Source organism: Pseudomonas imrae, assembly GCF_046352735.2.
Classification (GTDB): Bacteria; Pseudomonadota; Gammaproteobacteria; order Pseudomonadales; family Pseudomonadaceae; genus Aquipseudomonas; species Aquipseudomonas imrae.
On the sequence record NZ_CP110853.2, the window covers coordinates 1,352,601 to 1,371,744 of the forward strand.

Below are 19,144 nucleotides of genomic sequence, written 5' to 3' on the forward strand. Positions count from 1 at the left end.
ATTTCATATTCAGGTGCCGACGGCCCAAGGGCGCGCCTCGGCTGGCCATCATGGCACTACAGGATCGCGGCGTTATCGCGTTCGGATTGTTTCAGATAGGCCACCAGTTCCCGTGCCGGCAGTGGTTTGCTGTAGTGATAGCCCTGACCTTCATGGCAGCCTTCGGCGATGACATATGCTTCCTGCTCGGCAGTTTCCACCCCTTCGGCGATCACCTGCATGCCCAGGCTCTTGCCCAGTTGGATGATCGCCCGCACGATGCTGGCATCGTCGTCGTCATCCAGCAGGTCTTGGACGAAGCTCTTGTCGATCTTGATCTTGTCCAGGGGCAGGCTTTTCAAATAACTGAGGGATGAGTAACCGGTACCGAAGTCATCAATGGCAATCAGTGCCCCTGACCGCCTCAGGCTGAGCAGATGTTGGGCGGCAGTGCTGATGTCTTCCATCAGGCCGGTTTCGGTCACTTCCAGCTCAAGGCTGCGGGGGGGCAGGCGGTAGATCTGCAGCAAGTTGTTGACCACTCGCGGCAGCTCGGCATGGTGCAGTTGCACCGTGGACAGGTTCACTGCCATGCGCAAAGCGGTGAACCCCAGGTCATGCCATTCACGTAGTTGCCGACAAGCCTGGTCCAGCACCCATTCGCCAATCGAAATAATTGTGCCGCTCTGTTCTGCCAGGGGGATGAACAAGTCAGGCGGCACCAGGCCGTGTTCCGGGTGCTGCCAGCGCAATAGTGCTTCAACTCCGACTACACGGTGGTCGTGATAACTGATTTGCGGTTGATACACCAGATGAAACTGACCGCGTCTCAAGGCGTCGCGCAGGTCTTTTTCCAGCTCGCGGCGACGGCGCATCTCACTGTCGACGCTGGCGATATAGAACTGGTAACGGCTGCGCGAGCGGCTCTTGGCCAGGGTCATGGTCTGCTCGGCTTTTTGCAGCAGTTTCTCGGCGCTGTCGCCGTCTTCGGGAAACAACGTAATGCCAATGGTGGCCCGCAGGCGGATTTTCTCGTGTTCAAGGGCAAATTCGGCTTCCAGCTCATCCAGGATGCTTTGTGCCAGTTCGGCCGCTTCGTAGGGTTGCTCGATGTCTGCCTGGACCAGGGCGAACTGATCCCCTCCCAGGCGGGCGAGGGCGCCGAGGTGGCCACTGTGGGCGCGCAGACGATCAGCCAGGGCCAGCAGCAGTTGGTCGCCCGCCTGATAGGTGAACTGCTCGTTGACGCTTTTGAAATCGTCCAGGCCTACGCATAACACTGCGACCCGGCGTTGCCTACGTCCCGCATCGATGAGGATTCTGTCCAGTTGTTCCTGAAGTTTGCGGCGGTTCGGCAGGCCAGTCAGAAAATCGTATTGGGCCATGCGAAGCAGACTGTTTTCAGCTTCGTGCCGCAGATGGGTGTTGCGCTCGATGGAGGCCAGCAGCTGGTTGGCGGTGTTGATCCAGTGGCCCAGTTCGTTTTTTTCATGGCCTTTGAGCAGCGGGATCTTGTGCTCGCTTGGGCGGTCGGGGTTGATTGAGCTCAGGTGCCCGATGATTCGCGACAGCGGCTTGGTCAGCAGCCAGTGATAGACCAGGTATAACACCAGGGCCATGGCCATGGCGCGCAAGACGCCGGAGATGAAGATGATCACGGAGCTGACGATAAAGCTCTTGCCATACACGGCGGTGTCGAGGGTGATGCTCAGGTCACCGTAGTATTCGCTGTAGGGCCCGCGTCCAACCAGTGGAGTGGTGAATGTGCGTTCCTGGCCGAGGATCAGGTCGGTGAGCCAGCGACTGGAGGATTGCTGCAGATCGCGGTGCTTTTCCGCGAGCATGGGTTCGTTGGGATGACCAATGGATGCCACGCGCACGGCATCATCTTGAAACAGGCCTTCTATGACCTGCATACCCATTTCGCGGTCCAGGCTGTAGACCGCCTGGGTGGAAGGGTCGCGAAACATATCCAGGATGCGCTGGGCATCCGCCGCCACGGTCTGGCGCGTTTTGTAGGCGTCAAAGACAATCTGGGCCGCGCTCAGTACCACTCCGACGATCAATGCCGAAAGCAGCACAACTCGGAGCAACTTCACCGACAAGCTGTTTTTGAGTTCCAGCTTCAAAGGGTCATTCCTTGTTCCATTCGGGTAGCCTCAAGATGCCATGAGTATTGGCAATCTGGTGATGGCAGTCAAAGGAACATTGGGGCTTGAGAAATCTGGAAGCTGTTGAGTGGCGGGTGGCTGGGAAGGAAGAGGGCGGGGATATTCACCGCCCTCGTGTACCGTGCGCGGGAGTGAAGGCAATAGCCTTTTTGGCATCTCGCGAAGGGTCGTCGAATATTTTATGCGTTGTAAGTAATTTTAATGGAATTATTCTGGTGGACATCTTTGCAGATTTTTCCGGGATCCCCCTCCCCGGCAGGCTTTTTTAAATCTAGCATCTTACCTACCAAATCCAGGCCTTTTCCCGCCAAGTCAAGACCTTTTCCCGCAAGGTCCAGGCCTTTTTCTGCCAGTGGCAGGAGTGCTGTAGCGGCTGACATACCTATCGATAACGGATCCATTATGGACTCTCCTACATGAACTGAAAGAGTTGTTTCTCTCACTTGCTGCGTGGCAAATTCATGTCAGCGGGTTCCGTCCTTCCTGCATTGGTTTGATTGTTCAATCGATCACATTAGCCCGGCATCCAGTTTGTGGGAAAGCGCAGTCTGTACCGGATAAAAGCATGATTGGAGGGGACGGCGGGATAGGGCGGACGGGCATCCGCCTATCTGGTGCAACGCTGCCTTATGTACGCAAGATAACGTTGTGCCTCAATACTTCATGGGGGATTTTGAAGCATCTTGCGGGTTGGCGAAGTTCACGCCTTGGTTTTTCGCTCCGCCGAGGCCATTCATGACTTGACCGAGCGGGGACGCAGACTTGGCAGCATCTCCAATGGTTTTGGAAAGGTCACCAAGCATAGGTAGGACTGCAGCGAGTGCCATGATAGCCATCGTAATTTCTCCGACATGGGAAAGAGGTGAATTCCTCTCCCCGCCTTCGTGGCAGCATTCAGTCGTTCAGTTCCGGACCCATGAAAAAGCCCGGCAATTGCCGGGCTCTTTCTACTGCAAGGGTTGCTTAGGCAGTGAAGGTCTTGCCTTCGAACTGCTCGGCAACAAACTTCCAGTTGACCAGGTTCCAGAACGCTTCTACATACTTTGGACGCACGTTGCGGTAGTCGATGTAGTAAGCGTGTTCCCAGACGTCGCAGGTCAGCAGCGGAGTGTCGCCGCTGGTCAGCGGGTTGCCGGCGCCGATGGTGCTGGCCAGGGCCAGGGAACCGTCAGCTTTTTTCACCAGCCAGCCCCAACCGGAACCGAAGGTGCCGACGGACGTCTTGGTGAACTCTTCCTTGAACTTGTCGAACGAACCGAAGGCTGCGTTGATGGCTTCCGCCAATGCGCCGGTCGGTTGGCCGCCGGCGTTTGGCGCCAGGCAGTTCCAGTAGAAGGTGTGGTTCCAGACTTGAGCGGCGTTGTTGAAGATACCGCCCGAAGAGGTTTTGACGATCTCTTCCAAGGTCTTGCCTTCGAACTCAGTGCCAGGCACCAGGTTGTTCAGGTTCACGACATAGGTGTTGTGGTGCTTGTCGTGGTGATATTCCAAGGTTTCCTTGGAGATGTGCGGCTGCAGGGCATCGTGTGCGTACGGCAGCGGCGGCAATTCGAAAGCCATGATAATTCTCCTAATCAGGTCAGTTGCGGTGAGCGCAAGGCCGATCACGGGCGGCCAGACAAGCGCCGGGGAGTTTGTACTCTTTGCGGCGCAGGTGCAGGATCATAGCACCGGGGGGGCGGCAAAACCACGCAACAACTGTGTGGGATAGAGGTTCCAAAGACTTTTGGCTGCTCTTCAAATCAGTCAACTGGTGCTTATCAATTGGTAAGCCACAAAGAACATCATCAACGCCACCAACAGGTCCAGTAAACGCCAGGTGGCCGGCCGTGCCAACCAGGGTGCCAGCCAGGCCGCGCCGAGGGCCAGGGCGGAAAACCACAGCAATGAAGCGCTCGCGGCGCCTGCCACATAGGCTCCGGGCTCGGTTTGCTGGGCACCCAAAGAGCCGATCAACAGCACGGTGTCCAGATATACATGGGGATTGAGCAGGGTGACGGCCAGGGCGCTGAGCATCACCGCACGCAGCGAACGCACCTTTTGCCCCTCTCCTTGTTCCAGGCTTTGCCGCGAGCAGGCACGGCGCAGCGCTAGGGCGCCATACCACAACAGGAATGCCGCGCCACCCCAGCGAGCAATCGCCAGCAACACCGGGTTGTGCGCCAGTACAGTTGCCAGCCCAAACACTCCGGCAGCGACCAGCAATGCATCACACACCACACACAGGGCCGCTACCGGCAAATGGTGTTCGCGACGCAGGCTTTGCGCCAGGACAAAGGCGTTTTGTGTACCGATAGCCATGATCAGTCCCAAGGCGACCAATAGGCCGTTCACATAACTCTGCCACATAAAATTTACTCTGCTTGCCAATCAATACTGGCGATTGTCGCGAGTGAAGCTGTATAAGAAAAACAAATATTGCTGATCGCTCATTAGGGAAACTGATGTTCGACTATAAATTGCTTTCTGCCCTGGCGGCGGTTGTGGAACAGGCCGGCTTCGAACGCGGCGCCCAGGTGCTCGGTGTCTCGCAATCGGCCATATCCCAGCGCATCAAATTACTTGAAGCGCGAATCGGGCAGCCGGTGCTGGTACGGGTAACGCCACCGACGCCGACGGAGATCGGCCGGCGCCTGCTTAATCATGTGCAACAGGTGCGGTTGCTGGAGCGAGATCTGCAAAGCCAGGTCCCGGCCCTGGATGAGGAGGGCCTGCCCGAGCGTCTGCGCATTGCCTTGAACGCTGACAGCCTGGCCACGTGGTGGGCACAGGCGGTAAGCGACTTTTGCGCAGACCAGAATTTATTGCTGGATCTGGTAGTGGAGGACCAGACTGTTGGCCTCAAGCGCATGCGTGCCGGTGAAGTGGCGGCCTGCGTGTGCGCCAGCGAGCGTCCTGTCGCCGGAGCCCGCAGCTTGTTGCTGGGCGCCATGCGCTACCGGGCGCTGGCCAGTCCGGAGTTTGTCGCCCGGCACTTTCCGGACGGAGTACGGGCCGATCAATTGGCCCGTACTCCGGCATTGGTGTTTGGTCCCGACGACTTCCTGCAACATCGCTACCTGGCATCGCTGGGTGTCGATGGCGGTTTCGAGCACCATTTATGCCCGTCTTCCGAGGGTTTTATCCGCTTGACCGAAGCCGGACTGGGTTGGGGGCTGGTGCCGGAATTACAGGTTCGCGACCAACTCCAGAAGGGCGTTCTGGTTGAGTTATTGCCAGATAAGCCAATCGATGTGCCGTTGTACTGGCATCATTGGCGCAGCGGCGGGCAATTGCTCGGCTTGTTGACCGAGCATCTGGCGCGGGCTACCGGCCAATTGTTGGTGCCGCATTAGCAATGCCAAGCGTCAAGCTACCAGCTGCAAGTTAGCGCTTGCGGATCGATTTTAACTTGCAGCTGGTAGCTTGACGCTTGGAGCTGCATCCGAAGGAGGCACCATGAAAATTCTGGTCACCGGCGCAAGCGGCTTCATCGGCGGGCGCTTTGCGCGTTTCGCCCTGGAGCAAGGCCTGGACGTGCGGGTCAACGGGCGGCGGGCAGAAGGGGTCGAGCACCTGATTCGGCGAGGTGCCGAGTTTATCCAGGGTGACTTGATTGAACCTGACCTGGTTCGCGATCTGTGCCGCGATGTCGAAGCCGTGGTGCACTGCGCCGGTGCCGTGGGGCTCTGGGGGCGTTATCAGGAATTTCACCAAGGCAACGTGCTGGTAACAGAGAACGTCGTCGAAGCATGTCTCAAGCAACGGGTCGGGCGACTGGTGCACTTGTCCTCACCCTCGATTTATTTTGATGGGCGCGATCACCTTGGCCTGACTGAGGAACAAGTCCCCAAACGCTTCAAGCACCCTTATGCAGCCACTAAGTACCTGGCCGAGCAAAAGGTTTTCGGCGCCCAGGAATTTGGTTTGGAAGTGCTGGCCCTGCGTCCGCGTTTTGTCACGGGTGCTGGTGACATGAGTATCTTTCCGCGCTTGCTGAACATGCAGCGCAAGAATCGCCTGGCGATTGTCGGCGATGGTTTGAACAAGGTTGATTTCACCAGCATCCACAACCTCAACGAAGCGTTGCTCAGCAGCCTGCTGGCCACCGGCTCGGCGCTGGGCAAGGCTTACAACATCAGTAACGGCACGCCGGTGCCGGTATGGGATGTTGTCAACTATGTCATGCGGCAAATGCAGATGCCTCAGGTCACGCGTTATCGCTCCTACGGCTTGTCCTACAGCATTGCGGCGCTCAATGAGGCGTGTTGCGCATTGTGGCCAGGGCGCCCGGAGCCGTCGCTGTCGCGGTTGGGGATGCAGGTGATGAACAAGGATTTCACCCTCGATATCAGCCGTGCCCGGCATTACCTTGATTATCAGCCCAAGGTCAGCCTGTGGACGGCCCTTGACGAGTTCTGCCATTGGTGGAAGGCCCAGGAGCCGGCTGGGCGTTAGAATCGGCAACATATGCGCAACCGATTATCCGATTGCGGATCAATCAACGCGACATGCAAGGGGTTTATACTCGCGCCGCTTGGCTTTCCATGTGGCTACCTCAGGATTTAAGGTTGATTCATGCGTAACGATGCTAATGATGACTTCGACACGGTACCGAGCCTTCGCGCGGACCTGGGCAATGACGATGATTTTGTGCCAACTCCTGCCACGTCCGTGCGCTCGCGTCCCGCACCTGTGGTGAAGGTCAAGAGTGCCAGTACCGGTCCTTTATGGGCGTTGGTGGGGGCGCTGCTGTTTGCTTTCGCCGGTCTGGCCTGGTGGAGTTTCCAGCAGATTTCCTTGATGGGACAGCAACTGGTGGCGACCCAGGAAAGCTTTGCGCGTATCAGCGAGGAGGCCGCCGGACGCCTGCAGGCTATTTCCGGCAAGGTGGTGGCTAGTGAGGCCAGCGTCAGTACCGGCAGTGAAGCATTGAAGATGCAGATCAAGCAGTTGGAAACCCAGTTGCTTGAGCAAGGCAAACAGCAGATGGGCGTGGCCGGGCAGGCCACTGACCTGGACAAGCGCCTGGCACAAATGAGTGCAAGCACAACGGAACTGGCGAGCGTCAATACGCAGTTGCAAGCGCAGGTTCAGACACTGATCGGTGAGTTGACCACGCTCAAGGCCGCGCAGGCCGAAACGGCCAGGCTCAACACCGAGGTCAAGACTCTTGGGACCGATGTAGGGGCGTTAAAAAAGCAGGGCAACCCGGCCACTGCTATCGCCCGTCTGGAGCAGGATCTGCTGGTGGTCAAGAGCGAGTTGGATAATCGCGCCGCCACCGAGGGCCCTACGAATAAAGAGTTTGATGTGTTCCGCATCCAGACCACTCGCAATATCACCACCTTGCAGACCCAGATGCAGAATTTGCAGCGCAAGGTCGGTGCGTCGGCGACGGGCGCTTCCCTCGGGCAATGATTGATGGCCCTCGTATCCTGGAATGTCACCGCCTGGTGACATTTATCACCCCCTTCGTTACGTGGCCTGGCCTGGCGCTTGTTTAGACTTCCGTCATCCCACAAAAACAAATAAGGGCCAATCATGACCATGCAACTACTGCCTGCCAGCAGTTGGCTGAACGCACCTGCCCATCACACATGGCTTGGCGCCGAAGGGCAGCGCCTGCTGATGTTCGCCAGGGCTTCCAGGCTGCCTGAGGGCTTTGGCAACCTGGATGATCAGGGCCGCTTGCCCGCCGATGCCCGCGCCGAAACCATGAACACGGCCCGCATGACCCACAGCTTTGCCATGGCCCATGCCATGGGATTGCCGGGGTATGCCGACTTGGTAGCCCACGGAGTGGCGGCACTGGCCGGCCCGTTGCGCGATAGCAAGCATGGCGGTTGGTTCGCCGCGCCATGCGCCCAGGATGGCAACAGCACCAAGGCCGCCTATCTGCACGCCTTTGTGGCCCTGGCTGCCAGTTCTGCGGTGGTGGTCGGGGCTCCCGGGGCACAGACCCTGTTAAATGACGCGATCCACATTATCGATCAGTTTTTCTGGAGTGAAGAGGAGGGCGCCATGCTTGAGTCCTTCGCCCAGGACTGGACCGGCGAAGAAGCGTATCGCGGCGCCAACAGCAACATGCACGCCACCGAGGCCTTTCTCGCCCTCGCGGATGTCACCGGGGATACCCGCTGGCTGGACCGTGCACTGCGTATTGTCGAGCGAGTGATCCACGGCCATGCAGCGGGCAATCAGTTCATGGTGATCGAGCATTTCGACCGCCAATGGCAACCGCTGCCCGGTTACAACGAAGACAACCCCGCCGATGGCTTCCGCCCCTATGGCATCACCCCAGGTCACGGTTTCGAGTGGGCGCGGCTGGTGTTGCACCTGGAAGCCGCGCGCCTGCAGGCTGGGCTGGCGACACCGCACTGGTTGTTGAGCGACGCCAAGGGTTTGTTTGCCAGCGCCTGTGAATACGCCTGGGCCGTGGACGGCGCGCCCGGCATCGTCTACACCCTGGACTGGAATCAGCGCCCGGTGGTACGCGAACGTCTGCATTGGACTCACGCCGAGGCCAGCGCTGCTGCCCAGGCGCTGCTAAAGCGCACGGGCGAGTTGCATTACGAAATCTGGTACCGGCGCTTCTGGGAGTTTTGCGAAACTCATTTCATCGACCGCGTCCATGGCAGTTGGCACCACGAACTCAACCTGCATAACCAACCCAGCAGCAACATCTGGGGTGGCAAGCCTGACCTGTACCACGCCTGGCAAGCGGTATTGCTGCCCGGCTTGCCGTTGGCGCCAAGCATGGCCAGCGCGTTGGCTGCAGGGGCAAATGTCACCGTTTGGTGACATTTGCCCATCCCTTTGTTACCTGCTGGTCAAAGATCCCTGTTTAAAATCCGTGCAGCGCAAGCTCTAGACTTGCATGCATAACAACAAGAAAAGGTACTCAGATGAACGCGATTAATCGCCTCGCCGTCGCTATTTCCATTGCCTCGTTGTTTCCCCTCAGTGCTATTGCCGCCGACTCGAAAGGTACGGTTGAAGTTGTGCATTGGTGGACTTCTGGCGGTGAGAAGGCGGCAGTGGATGTCCTGAAGGCCCAAGTTGAGAAAGACGGCTTTACCTGGAAAGACGGAGCCGTTGCAGGTGGTGGTGGCGCCACTGCCATGACCGTGCTGAAAAGCCGCGCGGTTGCCGGCAATCCACCCGGCGTTGCCCAGATCAAAGGCCCTGATATCCAGGAGTGGGCATCCACCGGGCTCCTCGATACCGACGTCCTGAAGGACGTTGCCAAAGCCGAGAAGTGGGACAGCCTGCTCGACAAGAAAGTCTCTGATACCGTGAAGTACGACGGTGATTACGTGGCTGTGCCGGTGAATATCCACCGGGTCAACTGGCTATGGATCAACCCGCAGGTCTTCAAGAAAGCCGGTATCGAAAAGAACCCGACCACCCTGGAAGAATTCTACGCAGCCGCTGACAAACTCAAGGCTGCGGGTTTCATTCCCTTGGCCCACGGTGGCCAGCCGTGGCAGGACAGCACTGTGTTTGAGGCTGTCGTGCTCTCGGTCATGGGGGTGGATGGCTACAAGAAAGCCCTGGTAGACCTGGACAATGACGCGCTGACCGGCCCGGAAATGGTCAAGGCTCTCACCGAGCTGAAGAAAGTCGCGACCTACATGGACGCCGACGGCAAGGGCCAGGACTGGAACCTGGAAGCGGCCAAAGTCATCAACGGCAAGGCCGGCATGCAGATCATGGGTGACTGGGCCAAGAGCGAGTGGACCGCCGCCAACAAAGTTGCCGGCAAGGACTACGAGTGCGTAGCTTTCCCGGGCACCGATAAGGCTTTCACCTACAACATCGACTCCCTGGCGGTGTTCAAGCAGAAAGATGCAGGCACTTCGGCGGGCCAGCAGGATATCGCCAAGGTTGTGCTGGGTGAGAACTTCCAGAAAGTCTTCAGCATCAACAAAGGTTCGATCCCGGTTCGCAATGACATGCTGGCCGATATGGGCAAATACGGCTTCGACAGTTGCGCTCAGACTGCTGCCAAGGACTTCCTCGCGGACTCCAAGACTGGCGGCCTGCAGCCGAGCATGGCGCACAACATGGCGACCACGCTGGCCGTACAGGGTGCGTTCTTTGACGTCGTGACCAACTACATCAACGACCCGAAAGCCGACCCGGCCGATACCGCCAAGAAACTTGGCGCGGCGATCAAGTCTGCCAAATAACGAACGTGAGGTCTGGCTTGTGTGGGAGCGGGCTTGCTCGCGATGGCATCACCGCGGTGTAACTGATACGCCGAGGCGCCAGCATCGCGAGCAAGCCTGTTCCCACATAGAGCCAGCCCCGCAAAGTTAATTTGACGGCCCTTTTTCCCTGTACTGGATTTTCCCATGAGTTCTGTTGCTGTGTTCAGCAAAGCCTCGCCGTTCGATGCACTGCAGCGCTGGCTACCGAAACTGGTACTGGCACCCAGCATGTTTGTCGTACTGGTGGGCTTCTACGGTTATATCTTGTGGACGTTCGTTCTGTCGTTCACCAACTCGACGTTCCTGCCTACCTACAAATGGGTTGGCCTGGCGCAATACGAACGGTTGTTCAACAACGACCGCTGGTGGGTGGCGAGCAAGAACCTGGCGCTGTTTGGCGGCATGTTCATCGGCATCACTTTGGTGATCGGCGTGCTGCTGGCCGTGTTTCTCGACCAACGTATCCGCCGTGAAGGTTTTATCCGCACTATTTACCTGTACCCGATGGCGCTCTCGATGATCGTCACCGGTACAGCCTGGAAATGGTTGCTCAACCCGGGCATGGGCCTGGACAAATTGATGCGCGATTGGGGCTGGGAAGGCTTTCGTCTCGACTGGCTGATCGATCCGGACCGTGTGGTGTATTGCCTGGTGATCGCCGCTGTCTGGCAGGCCTCCGGCTTCATCATGGCGATGTTCCTGGCTGGCCTGCGGGGTGTCGATCAATCGATCATCCGTGCCGCGCAGATCGACGGTGCGAGCTTGCCGCGCATTTACTGGAAGGTGGTGCTGCCTAGTCTGCGTCCGGTGTTCTTCAGTGCGGTGATGATCCTTGCACACATCGCGATCAAGAGTTTCGACCTGGTCGCCGCGATGACAGCCGGTGGCCCGGGCTACTCGTCCGACTTGCCTGCAATGTTCATGTATTCCTTCACGTTCAGTCGCGGCCAGATGGGCATGGGCTCGGCCAGTGCGATTCTGATGCTCGGCGCGATCCTCGCGATCATTGTGCCTTACCTGTATTCCGAGCTGAGGACCAAGCGTAATGACTAGTCTCGCCAAACCTTCCATCAGCTTGAGCCGCATCGCGATCCATGCGGTGTTGCTCATGGCTGTGCTGCTGTACCTGGTGCCGCTGGTGGTGATGCTGTTGACCAGCTTCAAGACGCCGGAAGACATCAGTACCGGCAACCTGCTGAGCTGGCCCACGGTGGTCAGTGGCATTGGCTGGGTCAAGGCCTGGACCACGGTCAATGGCTACTTCTGGAACTCGTTCATGATCACCATCCCGGCGGTGCTGATCTCCACCACCATCGGTGCGTTGAACGGTTACGTGCTGTCGATGTGGCGTTTTCGCGGTTCGCAGTTGTTCTTCGGCCTGCTGTTGTTCGGTTGCTTCCTGCCATTCCAGACCGTATTGCTGCCGGCCTCGTTCACCCTTGGCAAGCTGGGCTTGGCCAGTACCACCACCGGCCTGGTGCTTGTGCATGTGGTCTACGGCCTGGCGTTTACCACGCTGTTCTTTCGTAACTACTACGTCAGCATTCCGGATGCGCTGGTCAAGGCGGCTCGTCTGGACGGCGCAGGGTTCTTCACTATTTTCCGTCGGATCATTCTGCCGATGTCGACGCCGATCATCATGGTCTGCCTGATCTGGCAGTTCACTCAGATCTGGAACGACTTCCTGTTCGGCGTAGTGTTCTCCAGCGGCGATTCGCAGCCCATTACCGTGGCACTGAACAACCTGGTCAACACCAGCACCGGGGCCAAGGAATATAACGTTGATATGGCGGCGGCGATGATCGCCGGGCTGCCGACCCTGCTGGTCTATGTGGTCGCAGGCAAGTATTTCGTGCGCGGCCTGACGGCTGGCGCGGTCAAGGGGTAATCATGGCAACGCTCGAACTTCGCAATGTAAACAAGACTTACGGTGCCGGCCTGCCGGACACCCTGAAGAACATTGAACTGTCGATCAAGGACGGTGAGTTCTTGATCCTGGTCGGCCCGTCGGGTTGTGGCAAATCGACCTTGATGAATTGCATCGCCGGCCTGGAAAACATTACCGGTGGCGCGATCATGATCGGTGACCAGGACGTCAGCGGCATGAGCCCCAAGGATCGCGACATCGCCATGGTGTTCCAGTCCTATGCGCTGTACCCAACCATGAGCGTGCGCGAGAACATCGAATTCGGTCTGAAGATTCGCAAGATGAGCCAGGCAGATATCGACGAGGAAGTGGCGCGGGTTGCCAAGCTGTTGCAGATCGAACATTTGCTCAATCGCAAGCCGGGCCAGCTCTCGGGCGGCCAGCAACAGCGCGTGGCGATGGGGCGCGCACTGGCGCGTCGACCCAAGATCTACTTGTTTGACGAGCCACTCTCCAACCTCGACGCCAAGTTGCGGGTGGAGATGCGTACCGAAATGAAACTGATGCACCAGCGTCTGAAAACCACCACGGTCTATGTGACCCACGACCAGATCGAAGCGATGACTCTGGGCGACAAAGTGGCGGTGATGAAGGACGGCATCATCCAGCAATTTGGTACGCCAAAAGAAATCTACAACAATCCGGCCAATCAGTTTGTCGCAAGCTTCATCGGTTCGCCGCCGATGAATTTCATTCCCCTGCGCCTGCAGCGCAAGGACGGGCGCCTGGTGGCGCTGCTCGACAGCGGCCAGGCGCGTTGTGAGTTGCCATTGAGCATGAGCGACGCAGGTCTTGAAGACCGTGACGTGATCCTCGGCCTGCGCCCGGAGCAAATCGCCCTGGCAGCGGGCGAGGGCAACGGCTCATCGAGCATACGTGCGCAAGTCCAGGTCACCGAGCCTACCGGGCCGGACACGCTGGTGTTCGTCCAGCTCAATGACACCAAGGTCTGCTGTCGCCTGGCGCCCGATGTGGCACCGCAAGTGGGCGAGACCCTGACCCTGCAGTTCGACCCGGCCAAGGTGTTGCTGTTTGATGCCAAGACCGGCGAACGGCTGGGCACCGCTTCTTCATTGCCGGCACAGGGGCATGCCGACAATGTGGCCCTCTTCAAGGGCCGTTGAAGCAGATAACCTGTTGTTTTAGATAAAAAAGTAACCTGCGTTAAATAAAAACAGTTTAATAACAATAAAGACGAGGATGTAGGGATGAAAAAGCAACACAACAACACTCGGCTGATCTGCCAACTTTCAGCGGTAGCAGCCCTGGTTTTGTCCGCCAATGCGATGGCAGACGAAGCATTCAGCGCCGATTCCAAATGGATGACCGGCGATTGGGGCGGTGAGCGGACCAAGCTCATCGAGAAAGGGATCGACATCAAGGCTGATTATGTCGGGGAAGCCGGCTACAACGCCCGCGGCGGCTACAACGATGACAAAACCGGTCGTTACGCTGACCAGTTCGGTCTGGGCGTAGCGCTGGACCTGCAAAAGCTGTGGGGCTGGGATAACACCCAGGCCAAGATCCAACTGACCAGCCGTAATGGCCGGAACATCTCCAATGACCGTATTGGTGACCCGCGTGCCGGCACCCTGAGCTCGTCTCAAGAAGTGTATGGCCGAGGACACATGGTGCGTCTGACCCAGTTCTGGATCCAGCACCAGATGTTCGACAACAAGCTGGACGTGAAGCTGGGTTACTTCGGAGAGGGTGAAGACTTCAACACCTTCCCGTGCGACTTCCAGAACCTGTCGTTCTGCGGTTCCCAGGTCGGTAACTATGTGAACACCTGGTACAACTGGCCAGTCAGCCAGGCGGCTATCCGCGTGAAGTACCACATTACTCCAGAGCTGTATGCGCAAATCGGTGCGTACAACCAGAACCCATCGCAGTTGGAGCACGGCAATGGCTTCAAGCTCAGCGGCAGTGGCACCAAGGGCACCGTGATTCCGGTGGAGTTGGTCTGGTCGCCGAAGGTCAATAACCTGCCGGGCGAATACCGTGTGGGTTACTACAAAAGCGCCGCCGATGCCCCTGATGTACGTGAAGATGTGAACGGCAACGATGCTGCCACCACCGGTGCCGACTACCGCACCCACAGCAGCAAAAAAGGCTACTGGTTCGTTGCCCAGCAGCAACTCACCACCCATAACGGCGACGCTTCCCGTGGCCTGAACATCGCGGCCAACGCCACGTTCCACGACAAGGAAACCAACACTGTCGACAACTACCAGTCGATCATGCTGGTGTACAAAGGTCCGTTCGATGCGCGTCCAAAAGATGACGTCGGTATTGGTGCCGCGCGTCTGCACGTCAACGATGACGTGAAGAAAAACGCCCAGTTGATCAATGTATCCAACGGCGTGAGCGACTACGACAACCCGCTGTTCTCGCCAATACGCGAAACCGAGTACAACTTTGAAATCAACTACGGCTTCCACGTCACCAACTGGCTGACTGTGCGTCCCAACCTGCAATACGTTGTCCAACCTGGCGGCGTGGATAAAGTCGACAACGCGCTGGTCGCCGGCCTGAAAATTCAGTCGGTGTTCTAACGCGGTTGCGATAAGCTCCTCTCTCTGTGCGCATTTTGCGGATAGCCATGGCTATCCGTTTTTTTTGGCGCGCATCTTGATGATTTTCAGGACCGTGGCACATGCATGAGCATCCGCTGCAACGCTTTTTCAAATCCCTGCGCGAGCGTCCGGTGTTCGCCTGGGAGCGCTTTCAGATGCGCGACGTGTTGGTGATCGACCATCCGCGATGCCAGGCGGTGTTCAGTCGCCAGGGTGCGCAGTTGTTGCACTTCCAGCCCAAGGGCCAAAAGCCGTGGTTGTGGTGCGCAGCGAAATGGCCGCAGGTGGGCGCAATCCGTGGCGGTGTACCGGTGTGCTGGCCGTGGTATGGCCGCCACCCGAGCGAAAATGCCTGGCCGTCCCATGGCTGGGCGCGGCTGATTGACTGGAAACTACTGGACAGCAGCACCGACGACGACGGCGTGCGCCTGCACTGGCAATTGCAGCTGTGCGATTGGCAGGTGGACTTGCACGCACGCCTGGGCGAGACCCTGGAACTGCGCTTGAGCACCGAGCATCAGGACGAACTGCCTTGCCAATTGAGCCATGCGCTGCACGCCTATTGGCGTATTGGTCACGTCGATGAGATAGCGCTGTCTGGGCTCGACGGAGCGCACGGCTATGATCAGTTGAGTCGTCAGACCTGTCAGCAGGAAGGTGAGTTGCGGGTCGAGGGTGGCTGCCAACGGGTGTTTCAGCACGAAGGAGAACTGCAACTCAAGGACCACGCCTGGCAGCGTGAACTGTGCATCGATACCGGTGACAGTGCGGACACGGTGGTGTGGCATCCAGGCAGCCGGCCGTTGCTGGGGGTGAGTTTTAACGAGGCGTCGGGGTTTGTGTGCGTCGAGTCCGCGATGGCGGGGGGGAGCTTGGCGCCGGGGGAGAGGGCGCATTTGAGTCTTCAAGCCAGGGCTGGGGTTTAGCCGCGTCGCTAATGGCCCTATCGCAGGCAAGCCAGCTCCCACATTTGGAATACATTCCCCTGTGGGGGCCGGGCTTGCCCGCGATGGCGGCGGTACTACTGGCAGAGAGTCAGACTTAGTTGAACTCATCCCCAACCGGATACCGGCTGTCATTCAGACTCTCTTTGATCTTGCGCAAATGCGGCTGAAAATCCACGCCACGGCGCAAGGTCATGCCCGTCGCCAGCACATCCAGCACCGTCAACTGAATGATTCGCGAGGTCATCGGCATGTAGATGTCAGTGTCTTCCGGCAGCGGAATATTCAGGCTCACCGTACTGGCCTTGGCCAGCGGCGAGTTCTCGGCGGTTACGCCCAGCACCGATGCACCGTTTTCCCGGGCGATGCGCGCCACTTCCACTAGTTCGCGGGTGCGACCGGTGTAGGAAATGATTACAAACAGCTCTCCCGTGTGTGCCACCGAGGCAATCATCCGTTGCATCAGCACATCGGCATGGGCGGTTACCGACAGGTTGAACCGGAAAAACTTGTGCAAGGCATCCATGGCCACTGGTGCCGAAGCACCCAGGCCAAAGAAGTGGATCTGTCTGGCCTGGATCAACAGGTCCACGGCCTTGCTGATCAGGTTTGGATCCAGGGCCTGGCAGGCGCTGTCCAATGATGCGATGGCGCTGCCAAAGATTTTTTGGGTATAGGCCTCCGGGTTATCATCGGCCTCCACCGCACGGCTGACATACGCGGCGCCACTGGCGAGGCTTTGTGCCAGTTGCAATTTGAGCTCAGGGTAACCACTGACGCCGAACGAGCGGCAGAAACGGTTGACTGTCGGTTCGCTGACCGAAGCAGCCTGGGCGAGGGCGGCGATAGAGAAGCGGGTCGCCTGCTGCGGGTTGAGCAGGATGACCTCGGCGACTTTTTTCTCAGCCTTGTTCAATTCTTCGAGGCGGTTCCGGATCTGTTCCAGAAGATTTCGCACGCGGTCCATTCAGTCTTTCCTTCGGGCGACGATGCAAATAAGGCCGGCAACCAACTGATGATCGGCCCTTTACGGTGGCCTATCCTACTGAGCGTAGCGGAACACCACCACTCGGAATGCGTATTTCGGCAAAATGTTGTGGTTATTACTACATTTTTCCTTGAGTGATGCCTTGAAAAAAGGTATTTGTAGCTTAACTTGATAAAAGAACAAACATCATGCCTTCGATAACCGTAGAACCCTGCACCTTTGCCCTGTTTGGCGCCTTGGGTGATCTGGCGCTGCGCAAGTTATTTCCTGCCCTCTATCAACTCGATGGCGCCGGGCTCTTGCACGACGATACCCGCGTCCTGGCCCTGGCCCGTGAAGCCGGGTCCGAGCAGCAGCATCTGGGCTATATCGAGAAAGAACTGCGCAAGTATGTCGGCCAGGAACTGGATGAAGCCGTAGCCCAGCGTTTCCTGGCGCGCCTGACCTACCTGCATGTCGACTTCATGAAAGCTGACGACTATGTCGCCCTGGCCGAGCAGGCGAGCGCCGAGCAGCGCCTGATTGCTTATTTCGCCACGCCTGCTGCGGTATATGGTGCGATCTGCGAGAACCTGTCCAAGGTCGGCCTGGCGGAAAACACCCGGGTGGTACTGGAAAAACCCATCGGCTCGGACCTGGAGTCCTCGCGCAAGGTCAACGATGCCGTGGCGCAGTTCTTCCCGGAAAACCGCACCTACCGCATTGATCACTACCTGGGCAAGGAGACCGTCCAGAACCTGATTGCCCTGCGCTTCGCCAATAGCCTGTTCGAAACCCAGTGGAACCAGAACTACATCTCCCACGTAGAAATCACCGTGGCCGAGCAAGTCGGTATAGAGGGGCGCTGGGGCTATTTCGACAAGGCCGGGCAACTGCGGGACATGATCCAGAATCACCTGCTGCAACTGCTCTGCCTGATCGCCATGGATCCGCCGGCTGATCTCTCCGCCGACAGTATTCGCGACGAGAAGGTAAAAGTGCTCAAGGCCTTGGCGCCCATCAGCCCGGAAGGCCTGACCACCCAGGTAGTACGCGGCCAATACATCGCCGGGTACAGCGCCGGCAAACCTGTACCGGGCTATCTGGATGAGGAGAATTCCAACACCCAGAGCGACACCGAGACCTTCGTCGCCCTGCGTGCCGATATCCGTAACTGGCGTTGGGCGGGGGTGCCGTTCTACCTGCGTACCGGCAAACGCATGCCGCAGAAGCTGTCTCAGATCGTCATCCACTTCAAGGAACCGTCCCACTACATCTTCGCTCCCGAGCAGCGCCTGCAGATCAGTAACAAGCTGATTATCCGTCTGCAACCGGACGAAGGTATTTCGTTGCGGGTGATGACCAAGGAGCAGGGCCTGGACAAGGGCATGCAATTGCGCAGTGGCCCGCTGCAACTGAATTTTTCCGACACCTATCGCAGCGCGCGGATTCCCGATGCCTACGAGCGGTTGTTGCTGGAAGTAATGCGCGGCAATCAGAACCTGTTTGTTCGCAAAGATGAAATCGAAGCCGCGTGGAAGTGGTGTGACCAGTTGATCGCCGGGTGGAAGAAATCCGGTGATGCACCTAAGCCGTATGCGGCAGGGTCCTGGGGGCCGATGAGCTCCATTGCACTGATCACGCGGGATGGGAGGTCGTGGTATGGCGATATCTGAATTGAAACTGCCTCAGGGTGTAACGGCCCATGAGTACCGTTCTCCAGTGCTGCTGGCCGAAGGTTTGGCCAATGACGTAGCTAAACAGTTGCGTGCAGCCATTGGCGCGCGCGGCCAAGCGACGCTGGTGGTGTCCGGCGGACGCAGCCCGGTGGCCTTTTTCGAGAATCTGGCCAGACAAGACCTGGACTGGTCCAACGTGACGATCACCCTGGCGGACGAGCGCTGGGTGCCGGTAGAGCACGCCGACAGTAATGCGGGCTTGCTGAAGAAGCATTTGCTGCAAGGGCCGGCGGCCAAGGCCAGGTTCTTGAGCTTGTACAGCGCAGCCGCGAATCTGGAAGGCGCTGCCGAGCAGGCCGATCGCCTGCTGGCCGAACTGCCAGGCATTGACGTGCTGGTACTGGGCATGGGCGATGACGGCCATACCGCATCGCTGTTTCCCAATAGCCCGAATCTGGGTGAAGCCTTGCAGGCCGACGGCACCCGCCGTTGCTGGCCGATGCTGGCGCCCACCGTGCCGCACCAGCGCCTGAGCATGAGTCGCGCGTTGCTGGCGAGCGCCCACTACACCGCGCTGTCGATCTCCGGCAGTTCGAAATTGACCACCTTGAGCGCCGCGCTGGCCAGTGACGATGTTGCTGCCATGCCGATTCGCGCGTTTTTGCAACCTACTCTAGAGATTTACTGGTGCCCATGAGCCAAGGAT

At 58.3% G+C, this 19,144-nt stretch carries 17 protein-coding genes; 12 read left to right on the forward strand and 5 right to left on the reverse strand.

Annotated elements, in window-relative coordinates; translation table 11 throughout:
• Positions 1-56: 56 nt before the first annotated feature.
• The 4 genes from OQ460_RS06135 to OQ460_RS06150 form a co-directional block, all read right to left on the reverse strand.
• Positions 57-2,108, reverse strand: a complete 2,052-nt coding sequence (locus OQ460_RS06135) for a putative bifunctional diguanylate cyclase/phosphodiesterase (protein ID WP_410020975.1) — start codon at positions 2,106-2,108, stop codon at positions 57-59.
• Between the two features lie 221 nt (positions 2,109-2,329).
• The gene (locus OQ460_RS06140; protein ID WP_410020976.1) at positions 2,330-2,551 is read right to left on the reverse strand and encodes a hypothetical protein; all 222 of its coding nucleotides are present in this window, start codon (positions 2,549-2,551) and stop codon (positions 2,330-2,332) included.
• 562 nt (positions 2,552-3,113) lie between these two features.
• Positions 3,114-3,710: a superoxide dismutase gene (locus OQ460_RS06145; protein ID WP_210014206.1), complete on the reverse strand. Its 597-nt coding sequence runs from the start codon at positions 3,708-3,710 to the stop codon at positions 3,114-3,116.
• Between the two features lie 186 nt (positions 3,711-3,896).
• Positions 3,897-4,499: a LysE/ArgO family amino acid transporter gene (locus OQ460_RS06150; RefSeq protein WP_410020977.1), complete on the reverse strand. Its 603-nt coding sequence runs from the start codon at positions 4,497-4,499 to the stop codon at positions 3,897-3,899.
• Between the two features lie 95 nt (positions 4,500-4,594).
• Here OQ460_RS06150 and OQ460_RS06155 point away from each other — a divergent pair, with 95 nt between their 5' ends.
• From OQ460_RS06155 to OQ460_RS06200, 10 genes are all read left to right on the forward strand, one after another.
• On the forward strand, positions 4,595-5,485 hold the full coding sequence (locus tag OQ460_RS06155) for a LysR family transcriptional regulator ArgP (protein ID WP_410020978.1): 891 nt from the start codon (positions 4,595-4,597) through the stop codon (positions 5,483-5,485).
• Between the two features lie 103 nt (positions 5,486-5,588).
• Positions 5,589-6,587: an NAD-dependent epimerase/dehydratase family protein gene (locus tag OQ460_RS06160; RefSeq protein WP_410020979.1), complete on the forward strand. Its 999-nt coding sequence runs from the start codon at positions 5,589-5,591 to the stop codon at positions 6,585-6,587.
• 120 nt (positions 6,588-6,707) lie between these two features.
• A complete protein-coding gene (locus OQ460_RS06165; protein WP_410020980.1) occupies positions 6,708-7,550 on the forward strand; it encodes an ATPase in 843 nt (280 codons plus the stop codon).
• A 123-nt stretch (positions 7,551-7,673) separates the two neighbouring features.
• A complete protein-coding gene (locus OQ460_RS06170) occupies positions 7,674-8,933 on the forward strand; it encodes an AGE family epimerase/isomerase (protein WP_410020981.1) in 1,260 nt (419 codons plus the stop codon).
• Positions 8,934-9,037: 104 nt separating this feature from the next.
• Positions 9,038-10,324 carry an ABC transporter substrate-binding protein gene (locus OQ460_RS06175; protein ID WP_410020982.1) on the forward strand — a complete coding sequence of 429 codons (1,287 nt, stop codon included), beginning with the start codon at positions 9,038-9,040 and terminating at the stop codon, positions 10,322-10,324.
• A 165-nt stretch (positions 10,325-10,489) separates the two neighbouring features.
• On the forward strand, positions 10,490-11,398 hold the full coding sequence (locus OQ460_RS06180) for a carbohydrate ABC transporter permease (protein WP_410020983.1): 909 nt from the start codon (positions 10,490-10,492) through the stop codon (positions 11,396-11,398).
• Complete coding sequence (locus OQ460_RS06185) at positions 11,391-12,233, forward strand: carbohydrate ABC transporter permease (protein ID WP_410020984.1); 843 nt, start codon at positions 11,391-11,393, stop codon at positions 12,231-12,233. The genes OQ460_RS06180 and OQ460_RS06185 overlap by 8 nt, the downstream gene beginning before the upstream one ends.
• 2 nt (positions 12,234-12,235) lie before the next feature.
• Entirely contained in the window at positions 12,236-13,396 is a 1,161-nt protein-coding gene (locus OQ460_RS06190) for an ABC transporter ATP-binding protein (RefSeq protein WP_410020985.1), read from the forward strand.
• Positions 13,397-13,480: 84 nt separating this feature from the next.
• Entirely contained in the window at positions 13,481-14,827 is a 1,347-nt protein-coding gene (locus OQ460_RS06195; RefSeq protein WP_410020986.1) for a carbohydrate porin, read from the forward strand.
• Between the two features lie 101 nt (positions 14,828-14,928).
• Complete coding sequence (locus OQ460_RS06200; protein ID WP_410020987.1) at positions 14,929-15,774, forward strand: D-hexose-6-phosphate mutarotase; 846 nt, start codon at positions 14,929-14,931, stop codon at positions 15,772-15,774.
• Between the two features lie 115 nt (positions 15,775-15,889).
• On the opposite strand, the gene OQ460_RS06205 is transcribed toward OQ460_RS06200, so the two are convergent.
• Positions 15,890-16,750 carry a MurR/RpiR family transcriptional regulator gene (locus OQ460_RS06205; RefSeq protein ID WP_169851198.1) on the reverse strand — a complete coding sequence of 287 codons (861 nt, stop codon included), beginning with the start codon at positions 16,748-16,750 and terminating at the stop codon, positions 15,890-15,892.
• A 218-nt stretch (positions 16,751-16,968) separates the two neighbouring features.
• Between OQ460_RS06205 and zwf the strand changes: the two genes are divergently transcribed.
• Complete coding sequence (gene zwf, locus OQ460_RS06210; RefSeq protein ID WP_410020988.1) at positions 16,969-18,435, forward strand: glucose-6-phosphate dehydrogenase; 1,467 nt, start codon at positions 16,969-16,971, stop codon at positions 18,433-18,435.
• Positions 18,422-19,135 carry a 6-phosphogluconolactonase gene (pgl, locus tag OQ460_RS06215; protein WP_410020989.1) on the forward strand — a complete coding sequence of 238 codons (714 nt, stop codon included), beginning with the start codon at positions 18,422-18,424 and terminating at the stop codon, positions 19,133-19,135. The genes zwf and pgl overlap by 14 nt, the downstream gene beginning before the upstream one ends.
• The last annotated feature ends 9 nt before the right edge of the window (positions 19,136-19,144 follow it).